Origin of the sequence: Actinocorallia herbida (genome assembly GCF_003751225.1) — a bacterium.
Taxonomy (GTDB): Bacteria; Actinomycetota; Actinomycetes; order Streptosporangiales; family Streptosporangiaceae; genus Actinocorallia; species Actinocorallia herbida.
The window spans coordinates 3,056,290-3,073,175 of sequence record NZ_RJKE01000001.1 but is presented as its reverse complement, the minus strand read 5'-3'; the positions used below and the strand labels follow the sequence as shown (position 1 = coordinate 3,073,175).

The following is a 16,886-nucleotide window of genomic DNA, read 5'->3' as shown; positions in this document are numbered from 1 at the left end:
CCCCGGCTCGGGGGCGGGGACAAGCGGCGCCCGTCCACTCCTCTTCAACAGCTCGCAGAAAGGGCACACCGTGGCGCTCGCCGCACCGCGAAAGGAAACCACCGGACCTGACGATCTAGGGCACGCCGCGCGGATCTTCGACGAGGTCCGTCCGCGCCTCTTCGGCATCGCCTACCGCATGCTCGGCAGCGTCCAGGAAGCCGAGGACCTCGTCCAGGACGCCTGGCTCCGCTGGCAGACCTGCGATCGCGCCGCCGTCACCAACCCGGCGGCCTTCCTGGCGACGACCACCACGCGCCTCGCCATCAACACCGCCCAGTCGGCCCGCCTCCGCCGCGAGACCTACATCGGACCCTGGCTCCCCGACCCCGTCGACACCTCGGCCGACCCCCACCTCGGCGCGGAGCGCGCCGAAGCGCTGGAGTCCGCGGTCCTCCTCATCCTCGAACGACTCTCCCCCAACGAACGCGCCGCCTACATCCTCCGCGAAGCCTTCGACTACCCCTACGCCGACATCGCCGCCATCATCCACCTCACCGAACCCGCCACCCGCCAGCTCGTCAGCCGCGCGCGCAAACGCCTCCTCGCCGCCCCCCGCACCAGGTCCGCCACCCTCGACCCCCGCCCCCTCCTCACCGCCTTCCGCACCGCCTCCCGAACCGGCGACCTCACCCCCCTCGAAACCCTCCTGGCCCCACCCACCCCCATCACCCGCCTCCACCCCAGAACCCCCCGCACCCCCGCCACCCCCAAGGCCGCCTGACTCCCTGCTCCATCCCGCTTCCCGACCCGGCCGCCCTCCGGCGAAACCCGCAGACGGCCCACCCGGGTCCCGAGGGGCCCTGCCCCGGGACTTCGAGGGTCGGCCTCGAGGCGGCATCGGGTCTCCACCGCAGGTCGCCGTCATGTGGCACTCGTCAAGGACGGGGGCTTCCGCGGCTGGGCGGGTTCTGCGGGGGTCAGAGGGTTCGGGCGGTGGATCGGAGGAGGGTGATGAGTTCGGTGGTGAGGGGGGTGGGGCGGGAGCGGTGGATGAGGGAGATTCTGCGGGTCGGTGAGGCGTCGGCCAGGGAGTGGACGGTGAGGTCGGTGGGGGTGGGGAGGATGAGGGAGGGGATGAGGGAGATGCCCAGGCCGGCGCGGATCAGGGCGAGGGTGAGGGCGTAGTCGCGGGTCTCGTAGCTGACCTGGGGGGTGAAGCCCGCGGCGGTGGTGAGCGTGGTGAGGCAGACGCGGTTGGGGACGCCGGGGGTGCCGGAGATCCAGTGGTCGTCGCGGAGGGCGGCGAGGGGGATGGGGCCGGAGTGGGCGGACAGGGGGTGGGTGGCGGGGAGGACCAGGCGGAGGGGGTCGGCGAGGAGGGGGCTGCGGGTGAGTCCCTGGGTGGGGACCGCCGGGACGCCGGGGTAGCGGTGCGTGATGAGGAGGTCGAGGTCGCCGGAGGTCACCAGGGCGTAGCCGTCGGGGGGCTCCAGGTCGAGGAGCGTCAGGTGGGTCTCGGGGTGGCGGAGGCGGAGCTCGGCGAGGACCGTGGGAACCAGGGCGGTCCCGGCCGTCGCGAAGGTGCCCAGGGCGATCCGGTGCTGGGTGGCGCCGATCGCGGCTCGGGCGGCGGCCTCCGCCTCGCGGAGCTCGCCCAGGACGCGTTCGGCGTGCCGGAGGAGGACCGCGCCGACCTCGGTGAGGCGCACGCCGGAGCCGGTGCGCTCCACCAGACGGGTCTGGAGTTCCGTTTCCAGCTTGGCCAGTTGCTGCGACACGGCCGAAGGCGTGTAGGCCATGCGGCGGGCGGCCTCGGCGATCGAGCCCGCGCGGGCCACCTCGACCAGGACGCGCAGCCTCCCGACGTCAAGGGTCATTAAGCAATGCTAACGGGACCTCAGGAATGGTCGCTGGTGCTAATGGCCGCGAGCCGCGCAGGATGGGGTCATGACCGTCACCATGCCGCTGCCGGACGCCGCGGACGTCGCGGCCGCCGCCGCGAGGATCGCTCCTCATGTCCGCCGCACTCCGCTGCTGGACGCCCAGGTCGACGGGCGCCGGATCCTGCTGAAACTCGAGTACCTCCAGCGCAGCGGGTCGTTCAAGCTGCGGGGCGCGGTCAACGCCATCCTCGCCGGGCCGCAGGACCTGCACATCGTCACGGCCTCGGGCGGCAACCACGGACTGGGCGTCGCCACCGCGGCGTCGCTGCTCGGGGTGGGGGCCACCGTGTACGTGCCGGAGACGGTCCCCGAGGGCAAGGCACGCCGGATCGAGGCGGCGGGCGCCCGGCTCGTCCGGTTCGGGGCGAGTTACGCGGAGGCCGCCGCCGCCGCGGAGGAGGCCGCCGCCCGGCCCGGCCACAGGTACCTCCCCGCCTATGACGACGCCGCCGTGATCGCGGGCCAGGGCACGCTCGCCGCCGAGATCGTCGCGGACGAGCCCGCCGTCGACGCGATCGCGGTCGCGGTGGGCGGCGGCGGCCTCGCCGCGGGAACCGTGCTCGCCGCCGGATCGCGCACCACCGTCGCCGTCGAGCCGCACGGCTGCCGGGCACTCGCCGCCGCGCTGGAGGCGGGCCGCCCCGTCGACACCGAGATCGACTCCGTGGCCTCCTCCGCCCTCGGCGCAACCCGCATCGGCGTCCTTCCCTATGCTCTGCTCTCCACCGATTCCGTCCGCTCCGTCCTCGTCTCCGACGACGAGATCCGCGCGGCCCGCGACCTGCTCTGGGAGCACTTCCGCGTCGCGGTCGAACCCGCGGCCGCGACCCCGTTCGCCGCCTGGCTCGCCGGCCGCGTCCCCGGCGCCCTTCCCTGCCTCGTCCTCTGCGGCGCGAACACCGACTGGACGCCCGCCTGACCGCGCCCGAGCCCGCGGCGTGGCAGGCTTGCCCCGGATCGGCGAACGAAGCGGGGAGGGCAGTTGGTCGGCGGGGTGATGTTCGACTTCTCGGGCACGCTGATGCGGGTCGAATCGGCCGAGCAGGCGCTGCGGGGCGTGCTCGGCTCGTCGGGTCCGAAGATGGACGACGCCGAGTTCACGGCGTGCGCCGGGCGGCTGGAGGCCATGGGGGCGATTCCGGGCGGAGCACCGCCCCGCGAGGTGCCCGCCCACGTGGCCGCGCTCTGGCGGGACCGGGAAGACCTGAGCGCGGAGTTCCACCGGGCCTGCTACACGGGGCTCGCCCGCGCGGCGGGGCTGCCCGACCCCGCGCTCGCGGACGCCCTCTATGACCGGAGTTCGCTGCCGGTGGCGTGGCGGCCCTACCCCGACGCCGAGAAGACGCTCCACGCCCTGCGCGAGCGGGGCATCCGGCTGGCCGTCGTCAGCAACATCGGCTGGGACCCGCGGCCCGTCCTGAAGTTCCACGGACTCGACCGGTACTTCGACGTCCTCATCCTGTCCTACGAGGTGGGGGTGGAGAAGCCCGATCCCCGGATCTTCCAGGCGGCCTGCGACGAGCTCGGCCTCCCGCCCGCGGACGTGCTCATGGTCGGGGACGACCGCCAGGCCGACACGGGCGCCGCCGCGCTGGGCTGCCGCGTGCACCTCGTCGACCACCTGCCGGTCGACCTCAGGCCGGACTCCCTCGCCCGCGTCCTCGACCTGATCTGACTCCCGAAGCAGAACGCCGGGATCGTTTCCGCATGTGCTCAGAAGATCCGGAAGAGGCTCGGGGCGAGCACGATCACGAGAACCGCGAAGGCCACCGCGCGCCGGCGGCCGGCCGCGCGCTCGTCCAGGCCCAGCGCGACCGCGGCGAAGCAGAGCGCCGCAGTGGCGACGCCGACCACCGCGAGCACGACGACCGTCGGCGAGTGCGGCCAGGTGGCGGACAGCAGCATCGCGTTGCCGCCCGCGGCGTACGTGACCACGACCGAAGCCGGCACCGCACCGGCTTCCCGGCCGAGGCGGTTCCTGCGGAAGAGCAGGTAGGCGAACACGGGGAAGGCCACCACGCTCGAACAGGACGCGGCGATGAGGGAGAGCCAGCCGACGAAGTCCCGGCCGTCGGCGGCGAAGGTCCCGCCGGTCTCGACCGCGAAACCCGCCATGAAGACCAGCCCGGCGAATGCTCCCGCTGCCGCCGCCGCGACCGCGCCCTGCCCCCCGGCCCGCAGCGCGCGTCCGCCGGGTCCGTGCTCCTGCCGTGTCATGTGAAGGATCATGGCACGCGGTCTCCCGACATATCCGTCGCAACCGAGGAGCGGGGGTCCGGAGATCTGCGGGGGCGTGTGCCGGGGTGGGCGGCGCGCGGGAGGATGGCCGGATGCGGGTGATGAGCGACGACGGTGTGCAGATCGGGTTCGAGGTGGTCGGGGAAGGACCGCCCGTGGTGTTGCTGCACGGGTTCTTCGGGGATCGGAGCACATGGCGGGACGCCGGGTATGTCGCCGGGCTCGCGGGATTCCGGCTCGTCCTCGTCGACGGGCGAGGGCACGGGGAGAGCGGGAGGCCGCACGACCCCGGCGCCTACGACGTGACACGGCAGGGAGACGACGTGCTGGCGGTGCTCGACGCGCTCGGGATCGCGAAGGCGTCGGTGTGGGGATCCTCGATGGGCGGGATCGTGGCGCTGCACCTGCTCGCACGGCATCCGGCGCGGATGGACAGGGTCGTCGCCACGGGAGCGCACGGCGACGCCGTCCCCTCGCAGGAGGACGACGACCTGGCGCGGACCCTTCGCGCCCGGGGCGTGGCGCCGCTCATCCCGGAACTGGGCGACGTGCCCGGATGGATGGCAGCGACCATGCGGGCCGCCGATCCCCTTGCGCTCGCCGCCTTGGCCGAGGCGTTGCCCCGGCGTCCTAGCGCGCTGGCGGATCTGGCGAAGGCGCCGAATCCCGTGCTGCTCCTGGCGGGCGAGCACGACGACGACCTGACGACGATCCGCCGCACCGCCGACGTACTCCCCCACGGCGACGTCGCCGTTCTCCCGGGTTGCGGGCACTTCGCCGCGTTCACCCGGGTTGATCTGGCGCTGCCGGAAGTGCTGGGACGCGGGGCGCTCGGGCACCCCGAGGCGCGCTAGCCAAGTGACGGGAAGGTGAGGAGACTGTGGCTATTTGCCGGAATCGGCGAGGGTGCACGCGCTAAGGTGCCTATGATCGGGGATCGGCCGAAGATCCGAGGGGGCTTGGGTGGCCTATCCCTATATCGGGGCATTGAAGCATGGCGGCAAGCAGGGCAAGATCCAGCGGATCGTCATCCATGCCACGGTTTCGCCCTGTGTGCGGGGCGGTGCCCGGAACGTCGCGAAGTACTTTCAGAGTTCAGCCGCCGGAGGCAGCGCCCACTACGTGGTGGATCCCGGTGAGATCATCCAGTGTGTCAAGGACGACGTGGTGGCCTACCACGCGCCGCCCAACACCGGAACGCTCGGGATCGAGCTGTGCGACCCGCAGGCCGGATCGCCGAAGCGGTGGAGCAACGAGGCCCACCAGGCGATGCTCGTGCTCGCCGCGAAGCTCGTCAGGGAACTCGCGGCGAAGCACGACGTGCCGCTCGTCCGGGTGACCGCCGCGCAGCTCAGGGCGGGCAAGCGCGGCATCTGCTCGCATGTCGCGGTCAGCGACGCGTTCGGGCAGTCCGACCACGGCGATCCCGAGGTCGCCGGGCCGTTCCCCTGGGCGAAGTTCATGCAGCTCATCAAGGAGGAGGACGACATGCCGTCGCCCAAGGAGATCTACGAAGCCGTCTGGGAGCAGGACGTCATGGCGGCCCCCGACGGTTCCAAGTCGAACCCGACCTGGAAGCCCAGCAGCGTCCTCACCGACGTCGACAAGAAGGTCCGCGCCCTGCAGAGCCAGGTCACCGGCCTCGAGAGCGAGCTGGCCGCCACCAACGCCAAGCTCGACCAGGTTCTCACCCTGCTCCGCGCCTCGGTGTCCTGACGCCCGAACCGCCGGGGCACCGCGCTCCCCTGCCCGGTCGGCTCCACGCCCGCCCGCACCGCTGACGCCCGCCGGACCACCCGCGTCCGGTAGCGAAGGGCAGGCCGCCGCTTACCCGTGCCCGCCCTGCGCGCCGCGCGGGACGCGCCGCCCGGGGTCAAGATCTTCGCCCGCGCGGGCCAAGATTCTGCGGCGGCACGTCCGTTCCACCCGCTCAAGGGCATGACCGGCCTGGAGCGGGAGGGCCGAAACGGATGAGTACGGCGAGTACGGCAAGTACGGCGGGACCGACCGGGGGACGGCGCTCGCCCGGGGCGATGCTGGCGTTGGCGACCATCGGCTTCGCGGTGAACTTCTGGGCTTGGTCGCTGCTGAGCCCGCTCGCGTCGCGGTTCAAGGAGAACCTGGGGCTGAGCCCGTTCCAGCAGTCGCTGCTGGTGGCGGTGCCGGTGATCGTCGGATCGCTCGGCCGGATCCCGGTCGGGCTGCTCACCGACCGGTACGGCGGCCGGGCGATGTTCACCGTGGTGTCGGCGGTGACGATCATCCCGGTGCTGTGCCTCGCCTGGTTCGGCCACTCCTCGCTCGCGGGCCTGCTGGTCTTCGGGTTCCTGCTCGGTGTCGGCGGCACCGCCTTCGCGGTCGGCGTCCCGTTCGTCAACGCCTGGTACCGGCCGGAGCGGCGCGGCACCGCGATCGGCATCTTCGGCATGGGCATGGGCGGCACCGCGATCAGCGCGTTCACCACGGTCCGGCTCGCCGAGGCGTGGGGCCTCGCCGCGCCGTTCCTGCTGGTCGCCGCGGTCCTCGCGGTGTACGCGGTGGTGGCGTGGTTCGTGCTGCGGGACTCGCCGGCCCGGCCCGTGCCGTCGGGGTCGGCACTCGCCGGACTCAAGGAGACGTGCAGGCTCGGCGTCACCTGGCAGGCGTCGGCGCTGTACGCGGTGGCCTTCGGCGGCTATGTGGCGTTCTCTGTCTATCTGCCGACCTACCTGGAGAACGCCTACCGGCTGACGCCTTCGGACGCCTCGAACCGGATGGCGGGGTTCGTCATCCTCGCGGTCGTCATGCGGCCGGTCGGCGGCTGGATGTCGGATCGGATCGGCGCCGTCAAGGTCCTCTCGGCGGTGCTCGCGGCGGTCGCGGTCGGCGCGGTGATCCAGGCGTTCACGCCGCCGCTGATGCCGCTCGGCACGTTCGCGTTCCTGCTCATGGCGGCCGCGCTCGGCGCGGGCAGCGGCGCGGTGTTCGCGCTGGTCGCGCTGCTCGCCCCGGCCGGGAAGGTCGGCGGGGTGACGGGCGTGGTGGGTGCGGCGGGCGGTCTGGGCGGGTTCGTCCCGCCGCTGGTGATGGGCGCGGTCTACGAGGCCACGGGCGGCTACGGGATCGGTCTCGTCCTGCTCGCCCTGGTGGCCGCCGCGGCCACCGTCTTCACCGCGACGTACGTCACCAAGGCGGTCGCCCGACGAAGTACGGAAGGGAGCCCCGGTGGCCGCTGACGAGAAGGCGGGCCTGGACGGGCCGGTAAGCGACGTCCTCGTACGGACTCGAAGGTTCTTCACCAAGGGCGAGGTCTCCGGGGACCTCCGGACTCTGCGCAAGGAGGGCGGCCGTGACGCGGACGTCTTCTACCGCGACCGCTGGTCCTACGACAAGATCGTCCGCTCCACGCACGGGGTGAACTGCACGGGCTCCTGCTCATGGAAGGTCTACGTCAAGGACGGGATCATCACCTGGGAGACCCAGCAGACCGACTACCCGTCGGTGGGCCCGGACAAGCCGGAGTACGAGCCGCGGGGCTGCCCGCGCGGCGCGGCGTTCTCCTGGTACACCTACTCGCCGACGCGGGTGCGCTACCCGTACGTCCGGGGCGTCCTGCTCGACCTGTACCGCGAGGCGAAGGCCACGACCGGCGACCCGGTGACGGCCTGGGCGTCGATCGTGTCCGATCCGGAGGCCGCACGGCGGTACAAATCGGTCCGCGGCAAGGGCGGTCTCGTCCGGGCGTCCTGGGAGGAGGCGGTCGAGATCGTCGCGGCCGCCCATGTGCACTCGATCAAGGAGTTCGGCCCCGACAGGATCGCCGGTTTCTCGCCGATCCCCGCGATGTCGATCGTCTCGCACGCGTCCGGCGCCCGGTTCATGTCGCTGATCGGCGGCACGATGCTGTCGTTCTACGACTGGTACGCCGACCTGCCCGTCGCCTCGCCGCAGGTGTTCGGCGACCAGACCGACGTGCCGGAGTCCGGCGACTGGTGGGACGCCTCCTACCTCATCATGTGGGGCTCGAACCTCCCGGTGACGCGCACGCCGGACGCCCACTGGATGGCGGAGGCGCGCTACCGGGGCCAGAAGGTCATCGCGGTCTCACCGGACTACGCCGACAACGTGAAGTTCGCCGACGAGTGGCTCGCGGTCGCGCCCGGCACGGACGGCGCGCTCGGCATGGCGATGGGCCATGTGCTGCTCAAGGAGTTCTTCGTCGACCGCCAGGTGGAGTACTTCACGGAGTACGTCACCAAGTACACCGATCTGCCGTTCCTGGTCCGGCTCGACGAGGACGGGACCGGCGGGTACCGGCCCGGCAAGTTCCTCACCGCCGCCGACCTGCCCGGCGACCTGGCGCAGAGCGAGAACGCCGCCTTCAAGACGGTCGTCCTCGACGCCGCGACGGGCTCGCCGCTGGTCCCGAACGGCTCGCTGGGGTTCCGGTTCGGCGAGGAGGGCGAGGGCCGCTGGAACCTCGACCTCGGCGGCGCCCGGCCGGTGCTCACCCTCCTCGGCGACGGTTCCGACGGCGTCGAGATCACCCTCGCCAGGTTCGACAAGCCCGGTGAGCTGCGCCGCGGCGTCCCGGCCAGGACCGTCGCCGGGCATCTGGTGACCACCGTGTTCGACCTGCTGCTCGCCCAGTACGGGGTGGGCCGGGACGGGCTTCCCGGCCTCTGGCCGCGCGACTACGCCGACGCGTCGGTGCCCTACACGCCCGGCTGGCAGGAGCCCATCACGGGCGTCCCCGCGCAGGCGGCGGCCAGGATCGCCCGGGAGTTCGCGGCCAACGCCGAGGCGTCCCGCGGCAGGTCGATGATCGTGATGGGCGCGGGCACCAACCACTGGTTCCACTCCGACACCATCTACCGCACCTTCCTCATGCTCACCACGCTCACCGGCTGCCAGGGCGTCAACGGGGGCGGGTGGGCGCACTACGTCGGGCAGGAGAAGGTCAGGCCGATCACCGGCTGGGCGCAGGTCGCGAACGCGCTCGACTGGTCGCGGCCCGCCCGTCAGATGGTGCAGACGGCCTACTGGTACCTCAACGCCGACCAGTTCCGCTACGACGACTTCGGCGCCGACACCCTCGCCGCGGCAAGGCCCGGCGGCACCCTCGCGGGCCGGACGACCGCCGACGTGATCGCGCTTTCGGCACGGCTCGGCTGGATGCCGTCCTATCCGACGTTCAACCGCAATCCGCTCGATCTGGCCGATGACGTCCGAGCGTCGGGCCGACAGGTCGGCGAGTACGTCGTGGACGAGCTGAAGGCGGGCAGGCTGGGCTTCGCCTGCCAGGACCCCGACGCCCCGGAGAACTTCCCCAGGGTGCTCTCGATCTGGCGGGCGAACCTCTTCGGCTCGTCCGGAAAGGGCACCGAGTACTTCCTGCGGCACCTGCTCGGCGCGGCCGACGCGCTGCGGGCCGAGGAGGCGCCGCCCGAGGCCCGGCCGAAGGACGTCGTCTGGCGGGAGGACGCCCCGGTCGGCAAGCTCGATCTGCTGCTCACCCTCGACTTCCGGATGACCTCGACGACCCTGCTGTCCGACGTGGTCCTGCCCGCCGCGACCTGGTACGAGAAGCACGACCTGAACACCACCGACATGCACCCGTTCGTGCACTCCTTCAATCCGGCGATCGCCCCGCCTTGGCAGACCCGGACGGACTGGTCGGCCTTCCAGACGATCGCCCGCGAGTTCAGCAGGCTCGCCGAAGGCCACCTGGGCGTCCGCGAGGACGTGGTCGCCGCCCCGCTCCTGCACGACTCGCCGGACGCGATGGCGACTCCGCACGGCAGGGTCCGCGACTGGGCGGCCGGGGAGTGCGAGCCCGTCCCGGGCAGGACGATGCCGAAGCTCAGCGTGATCGAGCGGGACTACGGCGCGGTCGGCGCGAAGATGGCGGCGCTCGGCCCGCTGGTGGAGGAACTGGGCGCGGCCACCAAGGGCGTGGTGTTCCACCCGGAGCGCGAGGTCGAGTACCTGCGGTCCAAGAACGGGGTGATCCGGGGCGGCCCCGCCGACGGCCGACCCTCGCTGCGCTCGGAGATCGAGGCGTGCGAGGCGGTCCTCGCCCTTTCCGGGACGACGAACGGACGCCTCGCCGTCCAGGGCTTCCACCAGCTGGAGAAGCGGACCGGCGTCCAGCTCGCCGACCTCGCCGCGGAGCGGGAGGGCGAGCGGATCACGTTCGCCGACACCCAGGCCAGGCCCGTCTCGGTGATCACCTCGCCGGAGTGGTCGGGCTCGGAGTCGGGCGGCCGGAGGTACTCGCCGTTCACCGTGAACGTCGAGCGGCTGAAGCCCTGGCACACGCTCAGCGGCCGCCAGCACCTCTACCTCGACCACGACTGGATCGCCGAGATCGGCGAGCAGCTCCCGGTGTTCCGGCCGCCCCTGAACGTCGCGGGGCTGCGCGGCGAGCCCGAGATCGGGTCGGTCGGCGGCATGGGGGTGACCGTCCGGTACCTCACGCCGCACAACAAATGGTCGATCCACTCCGAATACCAGGACAACCTCCTGATGCTCTCCCTGTCGCGCGGCGGGCCGAACATCTGGATGAGCCCTCAGGACGCCGCGAAGGTCGGGGTCCGCGACAACGACTGGATCGAGGCGGTGAACGCCAACGGCGTGGTCGTCGCCCGCGCGGTCGTCTCGCACCGGATGCCCGAGGGCACCGTCTACATGCACCACGCGCAGGACCGGCTGATCGACGTGCCGCTGGCGGAGACGTCCGGGAAGCGCGGCGGCGTGCACAACGCGCTGACGCGGATCCTCATCAAGCCGAGCCACCTCATCGGCGGGTACGCGCAACTCGCGTTCGCCTTCAACTACCTCGGCCCAACAGGCAACCAGCGGGACGAGATCACCACAATCCGCCGCAGAAGCCAGGAGGTCACCTACTGATGCGCATCATGGCCCAGATGGCGATGGTGATGAACCTAGACAAGTGCATCGGGTGCCACACCTGCTCGGTCACCTGTAAACAGACCTGGACGAACCGGACAGGTGTCGAGTACGTCTGGTTCAACAACGTCGAGACCAGGCCGGGGCTCGGCTATCCGCGCACGTACGAGGACCAGGACCGGTGGCGCGGCGGCTGGCGGCTCACCAAGCGCGGCAGGCTGACCCTCACGGCGGGCGGCCGGCTGAAGAAGCTGCTCACCATCTTCGCCAACCCCGTGCTCCCCCGCATCCAGGACTACTACGAGCCCTGGACCTACGACTACGCGACGCTCACGAACGCGCCGCTCCAGGAGCACATGCCGGTCGCCCGGCCGAAGTCGCTGCTCACCGGCGAGAACACCAAGATCATCTGGTCGGCCAACTGGGACGACGACCTCGGCGGCTCGCTGGAGCACGCGCGCGGCGACGTCGTGCTGGAGAAGATCTCCGACCAGGTGAAGCTGGAGTTCGAGCAGACCTTCATGTTCTACCTGCCGCGGATCTGCGAGCACTGCCTGAACCCGAGCTGCGCGGCGTCCTGCCCGTCCGGGGCGATCTACAAGCGCGAAGAGGACGGGATCGTCCTGGTCGACCAGGACAAGTGCCGCGGCTGGCGCATGTGCGTCACAGGCTGCCCGTACAAGAAGGTGTACTTCAACCACCGCACAGGCAAGGCCGAGAAGTGCACCTTCTGCTACCCGCGCGTAGAGGTCGGCCTGCCTACGGTGTGCTCCGAGACCTGCGTAGGACGGCTCCGCTATATCGGCCTCGTCCTGTACGACGCCGACAAGGTGCTCGAAGCGGCCTGCACGCCTGAGGACACCGACCTCTACGAGGCGCAGCGGAGCGTGTTCCTCGATCCCGACGACCCGGGCGTCCAGCGGGCCGCGGAGGAGGCGGGCATCCCGCACGACTGGATCGAGGCGGCCCGCCGCTCCCCCGTGCACGCGCTCATCAACACCTACAAGGTGGCGCTGCCACTGCATCCGGAGTACCGGACGCTGCCGATGGTCTGGTACATCCCGCCGCTGTCCCCCGTCGTGGACGTCGTGCGCGAGACCGGGCACGACGCCGAGGACGCCGGGAACCTCTTCGCCGCGCTCGACGCGCTGCGCATCCCGATCGGCTACCTCGCCGAACTGTTCACCGCGGGCGACCCCGCGCCCGTGGAGGCCGTGCTGCGCAGGCTCGCCGCGATGCGGGCGTACATGCGCGACATCAACCTCGGCCGTGCGCCCGACGCGGGCATTCCGCAGCGCGTCGGCATGGCGCCGGAGCAGATGTACGAGATGTTCCGGCTGCTCGCGCTCGCCAAGTACGACGAGCGCTACGTCATCCCCGCCGCGCACGCCGAGCAGGCGCACCACCTGGAGGAGCTGGCCACGGACTGCTCCCTGAACTACGAGGGCGGGCCCGGCATGGGCGGCTCGGGCCCGTTCGGGGAGGCCTCGGGCGCGCCGGTGCCGGTCGCCGTCGAGAACTTCCAGGTCCTGAAGGACCGGCAGACCAGCGACGCGCCCACGGGCTCGTTCGACCGGGCGACCCGGGTCAACCTGCTCAACTGGGACGGCAAGGGCACGCCGACGGGCATGTTCCCCGAGCGCAAGGACGAGGCGTGAGGCCCCGGGGCCCGGCCCCCGCCGAGGCCGCGGCGGCCTGGCAGACGGCGTCGGTGCTGCTGCGGTACCCCGACGAGCTGCACGCGCTCGTGCCCGAGCTGCGCGACGTCCTCGCGGGCCTGCCGCGCCCCATCGCCGAGCCGTTCGGGCGGTTCCTCGACCACGTCGCCGCGACCAGGCCGCAGGACCTGACCGTCGCCTATGTGGACACCTTCGACCACCGCAAGCGCGGCTGCCTGTACCTCACCTACTACGCCTACGGTGACACCCGGAAGCGCGGGATGGCCCTGCTGCGGTTCCAGCGGGCCTACCGGGCCGCCGGACTCGTCCTCACCGGCGAGGAGATCGCCGACCACCTGCCCGTCGTGCTGGAGTTCGCGGCCTTCGACGGGGCGGGCCGGAACCTGCTCGTCGAGCACCGCGCGGGGCTGGAGCTGCTGCGGCGCTCCCTCAAGGAGTCCGCCTCGCCCTGGGCGCACGTCCTCGACGGCGTCCACGCGACCCTGCCTCCGCTGACGGGCAGGGCCGCCGACGCGGTCCTCAGGCTCGCCGCAGAGGGGCCGCCGGAAGAAGAGGTCGGCCTCCCGGGATACGGCCCGGACGCCGCGGCCTACGCCGAGCCCGTCTCAGCACCCGCCTCAACAGGAGCCCGCCCGTGACCTCGATCCTGCTCTGGGCGGTCCTGCCCTACGTCGCCATCCTCGTCTTCGTCCTCGGGCACCTCTGGCGCTACCGGTACGACAAGTTCGGCTGGACGACCCGCTCGTCGGAGCTGTACGAGCGGCGCCTCCTGCGCTGGGGCAGCCCGATGTTCCACTTCGGGATCATCTTCGTCTTCCTCGGCCACGTCGGCGGCCTGCTCATCCCCGAGTCCTGGACCGACGCGATCGGCCTGAGCGAGACCGCCTACCACTGGATCGCGATCGTCCTCGGGGCCGTCGCCGGAGTGCTCACCGTCTGCGGGATGGCGATCCTGATCTACCGGCGGCGGACCGTCGGGCCGGTCTTCATCGCCACGACCTGGAACGACAAGCTCATGTACCTCGTCCTGGCCGTGACGATCCTGCTCGGCCTCGCCGCGACCGCGCTGGCCAACGTCGCGGTCGGCGGCTACGACTACCGGCACACCGTCTCGCCCTGGTTCCGGTCGATCTTCCTGCTGCGACCCGACCCCGATCTGATGTCCGGCGTCCCCGTGCTCTACCAGGCGCACGCACTGAGCGCGATCACCCTGTTCGTCATCTGGCCGTTCACCCGCCTCGTCCATGTGCTGACGGCCCCGGTCGGGTACCTGACCAGGCCGTACATCGTCTACCGTTCACGGACGCCCCGGCCCGCGCCGCGCGGATGGACGCCTTCCCGCCAACCCGGGAAGAGTCCGCGGGTATGATTTGAGTACAACGGTCTCATAATGTGCGCCAGCTCACACCGGTTGGCGCGTGCGGGCACCCCGGTGCCCCTTCCCCCCGGAGGTGACGGCCATGGCCATCGTCGAAACGGAACGTTCCCCGCGCACGCTGCGGTTCCCCGGCGCGACGGGCAACACGCTCGTCGGCGATCTCTGGGGGCCCGAGGACGGTCCGCTGGTGGTACTGCTGCACGGCGGCGGCCAGACCCGGCACTCCTGGCGCCGCGCGGGCGCCGCCCTGGCCGCCGAGGGCGTCCGGGCGCTGGCCCTCGACGCACGCGGCCACGGTGACAGCGAATGGGTCGCCGACGGCGACTACCGGGGCGTCTCCATGGTCGAGGACGTCGAGCGGGTGCTCCAGACGGTGCCGGGCCGCCCGGTCGTCGTCGGCGCCTCCATGGGCGGGCTGACCGGCCTGATGCTGGCCGACAGGCTAGGCGCCGAGGGCGCGGCCGGCCTCGTCCTGGTGGACATCGTGCCGGGGTTCGACAACGCGGGCGGCGAGCGGGTCGTGGCGTTCATGAGCAGCAGCCCGGACGGCTTCGCCAGCCTGGAGGAGGCGGCCGACGCCGTCTCGGCCTACCTGCCGCACCAGGAGCGGCCCAAGAGCGCCAACGGCCTGCGCCGCAACCTCCGCCAGCGCGAGAACGGCCGCTGGTACTGGCACTGGGACCCGGCGTTCCTCACCCCGCACGACGGCGACATCCAGTCCTACCAGCGCTACGTCGCCGACATGGACCGGGCCGCCCGCGACCTGACCGTGCCGCTCGCCGTCATCCGGGGCGCGCTGTCGGACGTGGTCGGCGAGGAGGCGCTCGCCCGCTTCCGCGAGATCGCCCCGCAGGCCGAGGTGGTGGAGCTCTCCGACGCCGGGCACACCGCCGCGGGCTCGGACAATTACACCTTCACCCAGGCCGTCGTGGCTCTGGCCACCCGGATGCTCGGGTGACATCCTGAGGGCATGAGCGACGACGCGCGTTTCACCAGACTCCCCGATCGCGTCCGGCCTGAGGACATGGTCGCCGCCCAGCCCGTCCTCGAGCACGGCGAGCCCCTGCCCGACCAGGTCGAGCTGGACCGCGAGTGGGTCGTCCGCTGGTACGGCTGACGCCCCTCAGCCCGGCTCCCTGGCCACCTCCACGGCGGCCCGGGCGCCCTACCTGACGCCCCCGCAGGTGAGCACGGCCGCCGGGTAGTGCGGGCAGAGCAGGATCCGCCCGGGCCACCGCACACGCGCGCAGGCCGGGATCACACGCCCGACGGCGGCCCTCTGCCAGGTGAGGCCGGCTCCGTGTCCGTCGACGGACGCGTCAGGCCCGTGATCCTTCCCCTCGCCACTTCGCCCTGCGACACAGCGTGGCCATGCGCACCCGGCGACCCCGGGCTCGCCGATCAGAGCGCGGAACGTGCTGTCGCCGGGACGGCGAAGGCATTGACCACAGCCCTTTGGCACGGTCCAATGAATCACTGCGCACCAGGAGAATTAGTAACTAACCGGTACTATTTCCCGGTAGCCATTTCAAGAAGCGGGGTTCGGTGGGCGGAGCGAACGGGGGGCTCACCAGAGATGGCGCCACCTGGCTGGTATATCTGCAGGTCGGCGTCTACGCCACGATGCTGTACGGGCTGAGCGCGGCCCTGCCGATCCTGCGCGCCGAGCAGGGGGCGTCCCAGGCCGTCGCCGGGCTGCACGGCACCGCGCTCGCGGTCGGCACGATCCTGTGCGGCGCTTCGCTCGGCCCGCTGACCCGGCGCTTCGGGCGGCGCCGCGTGGTGTGGACCGGGCTCGCGATCATGAACGCGGCGGTGCTGCTGATCGCCGCGCTGCCGCTGCTCCCGGTGACCCTCGCGGGCTACTGCCTCGCCAACGCGGCGGGCTCCCTCGTGCTCTACGCGGGCATGGCCGCGCTCACCGAGCACCACGGGGCGGGCCGCGGCGCGGCGGCCATCAGCGAGGCCAACGCGGTCGCGGTCACCATCGGGATCGGCTCGACCTTCCTGCTCAGCGTGCTCGCCCAGTCCGCCTTCGGATGGCGGGCCGGCCTGCTCGTGCCGCCGATCGCGTCGGTGCTGCTGGCGCTCGTGCTCGGGCGGCGCTGGGTGCGCGAGCGCCCCGCCGCGAAGACCGCGGGCCGGAGCGGCGGCGCGCTCGGCGCGCGCTTCCAGATCATGGGCATGGTGCTGCTCTGCGTCGCGGCCGTCGAGTTCTGCTTCAACCTGTGGGGGGCCGAACTGTTCGCGCGACGGACCGGACTCACCCTGGAGGCCGCGGCGACCGGGCTCACCGCGTTCACCGCGGGGCTCGCCGTCGGGCGGTTCGCGGGCGCGCGGCTGGCGCTGCGGTACGCCCCCGCCTTCCTGCTGGTCGGCGCGCTGGGCGTCACCGGGGCGGGCTGGCTGGTGTTCTGGCTGGCGACCGACCCCGTCCTCGGGTACGCGGGGCTCGCGCTGTCGGGACTCGGGGTCTCGCTGCACTTCCCGATGTGCGTGGCCATGCTCGGCGAGGCGTCGGGGGGACGGACCGACCTCGCCAACGCGCGGGCCTCGCTGTTCGCGGGCGTCGGGGTGGGCGCGGGCCCGTTCGTCCTCGGCGCGCTCGCCGACGGGTTCGGGCCGCACCCGGCCTTCCTCATCGTGCCGTTCCTGCTGGTCCTCGCCATCGCCGGGGTCGTCTGGCAGCACCGCGCGCCGATCACCGCCCCGGCCCGGCAACCCGCCCTTTAGCCTCTGCCTCACGTCCGGGAAGGCGGGTCACCCCGTGTCCCG

At 72.1% G+C, this 16,886-nt stretch carries 15 protein-coding genes; 13 read left to right on the top strand and 2 right to left on the bottom strand.

Features of this window, described 5'->3' with window-relative positions; all coding sequences use genetic code 11:
* Nucleotides 1-70: 70 nt before the first annotated feature.
* Nucleotides 71-763 (top strand): sigma-70 family RNA polymerase sigma factor, encoded by a 693-nt coding sequence (locus tag EDD29_RS47675; protein WP_123664881.1) that lies wholly within the window; start codon nt 71-73, stop codon nt 761-763.
* Between the two features lie 196 nt (nt 764-959).
* Here the strand turns inward: EDD29_RS47675 and EDD29_RS14335 are convergent, their stop codons facing one another.
* Nucleotides 960-1,859 carry a LysR family transcriptional regulator gene (locus tag EDD29_RS14335; protein ID WP_123664880.1) on the bottom strand — a complete coding sequence of 300 codons (900 nt, stop codon included), beginning with the start codon at nt 1,857-1,859 and terminating at the stop codon, nt 960-962.
* Between the two features lie 70 nt (nt 1,860-1,929).
* Between EDD29_RS14335 and EDD29_RS14330 the strand changes: the two genes are divergently transcribed.
* Both EDD29_RS14330 and EDD29_RS14325 read left to right on the top strand, forming a co-directional pair.
* The gene (locus tag EDD29_RS14330; protein WP_211359717.1) at nt 1,930-2,844 is read left to right on the top strand and encodes a serine/threonine dehydratase; all 915 of its coding nucleotides are present in this window, start codon (nt 1,930-1,932) and stop codon (nt 2,842-2,844) included.
* Nucleotides 2,845-2,907: 63 nt separating this feature from the next.
* Nucleotides 2,908-3,600, top strand: a complete 693-nt coding sequence (locus tag EDD29_RS14325) for an HAD family hydrolase (RefSeq protein WP_211359716.1) — start codon at nt 2,908-2,910, stop codon at nt 3,598-3,600.
* A gap of 38 nt (nt 3,601-3,638) precedes the next feature.
* Here EDD29_RS14325 and EDD29_RS14320 read toward each other — a convergent pair whose 3' ends face one another.
* Nucleotides 3,639-4,142: a hypothetical protein gene (locus tag EDD29_RS14320; RefSeq protein ID WP_170201400.1), complete on the bottom strand. Its 504-nt coding sequence runs from the start codon at nt 4,140-4,142 to the stop codon at nt 3,639-3,641.
* Between the two features lie 113 nt (nt 4,143-4,255).
* Between EDD29_RS14320 and EDD29_RS14315 the strand changes: the two genes are divergently transcribed.
* The 10 genes from EDD29_RS14315 to EDD29_RS14275 all read left to right on the top strand — a co-directional run bounded on the left by EDD29_RS14315 (nt 4,256) and on the right by EDD29_RS14275 (nt 16,844).
* The gene (locus EDD29_RS14315; RefSeq protein ID WP_170201399.1) at nt 4,256-5,017 is read left to right on the top strand and encodes an alpha/beta fold hydrolase; all 762 of its coding nucleotides are present in this window, start codon (nt 4,256-4,258) and stop codon (nt 5,015-5,017) included.
* A gap of 109 nt (nt 5,018-5,126) precedes the next feature.
* Nucleotides 5,127-5,879, top strand: a complete 753-nt coding sequence (locus tag EDD29_RS14310; protein WP_170201398.1) for a peptidoglycan recognition protein family protein — start codon at nt 5,127-5,129, stop codon at nt 5,877-5,879.
* Nucleotides 5,880-6,196: 317 nt separating this feature from the next.
* On the top strand, nt 6,197-7,378 hold the full coding sequence (locus tag EDD29_RS14305) for an MFS transporter (protein ID WP_123664876.1): 1,182 nt from the start codon (nt 6,197-6,199) through the stop codon (nt 7,376-7,378).
* The gene (locus EDD29_RS14300; RefSeq protein ID WP_211359714.1) at nt 7,368-11,054 is read left to right on the top strand and encodes a nitrate reductase subunit alpha; all 3,687 of its coding nucleotides are present in this window, start codon (nt 7,368-7,370) and stop codon (nt 11,052-11,054) included. The genes EDD29_RS14305 and EDD29_RS14300 overlap by 11 nt, the downstream gene beginning before the upstream one ends.
* On the top strand, nt 11,054-12,712 hold the full coding sequence (narH, locus tag EDD29_RS14295) for a nitrate reductase subunit beta (protein WP_123664875.1): 1,659 nt from the start codon (nt 11,054-11,056) through the stop codon (nt 12,710-12,712). Before EDD29_RS14300 ends, narH begins: the two co-directional genes overlap by 1 nt.
* Entirely contained in the window at nt 12,709-13,371 is a 663-nt protein-coding gene (narJ, locus tag EDD29_RS14290) for a nitrate reductase molybdenum cofactor assembly chaperone (RefSeq protein WP_123664874.1), read from the top strand. The genes narH and narJ overlap by 4 nt, the downstream gene beginning before the upstream one ends.
* Nucleotides 13,368-14,102: a respiratory nitrate reductase subunit gamma gene (gene narI, locus EDD29_RS14285; protein WP_123664873.1), complete on the top strand. Its 735-nt coding sequence runs from the start codon at nt 13,368-13,370 to the stop codon at nt 14,100-14,102. The genes narJ and narI overlap by 4 nt, the downstream gene beginning before the upstream one ends.
* 91 nt (nt 14,103-14,193) lie before the next feature.
* Complete coding sequence (locus EDD29_RS14280) at nt 14,194-15,069, top strand: alpha/beta fold hydrolase (protein ID WP_123664872.1); 876 nt, start codon at nt 14,194-14,196, stop codon at nt 15,067-15,069.
* Between the two features lie 12 nt (nt 15,070-15,081).
* On the top strand, nt 15,082-15,228 hold the full coding sequence (locus EDD29_RS45430; RefSeq protein ID WP_170201397.1) for a hypothetical protein: 147 nt from the start codon (nt 15,082-15,084) through the stop codon (nt 15,226-15,228).
* Between the two features lie 428 nt (nt 15,229-15,656).
* Complete coding sequence (locus EDD29_RS14275; RefSeq protein ID WP_123664871.1) at nt 15,657-16,844, top strand: MFS transporter; 1,188 nt, start codon at nt 15,657-15,659, stop codon at nt 16,842-16,844.
* The last annotated feature ends 42 nt before the right edge of the window (nt 16,845-16,886 follow it).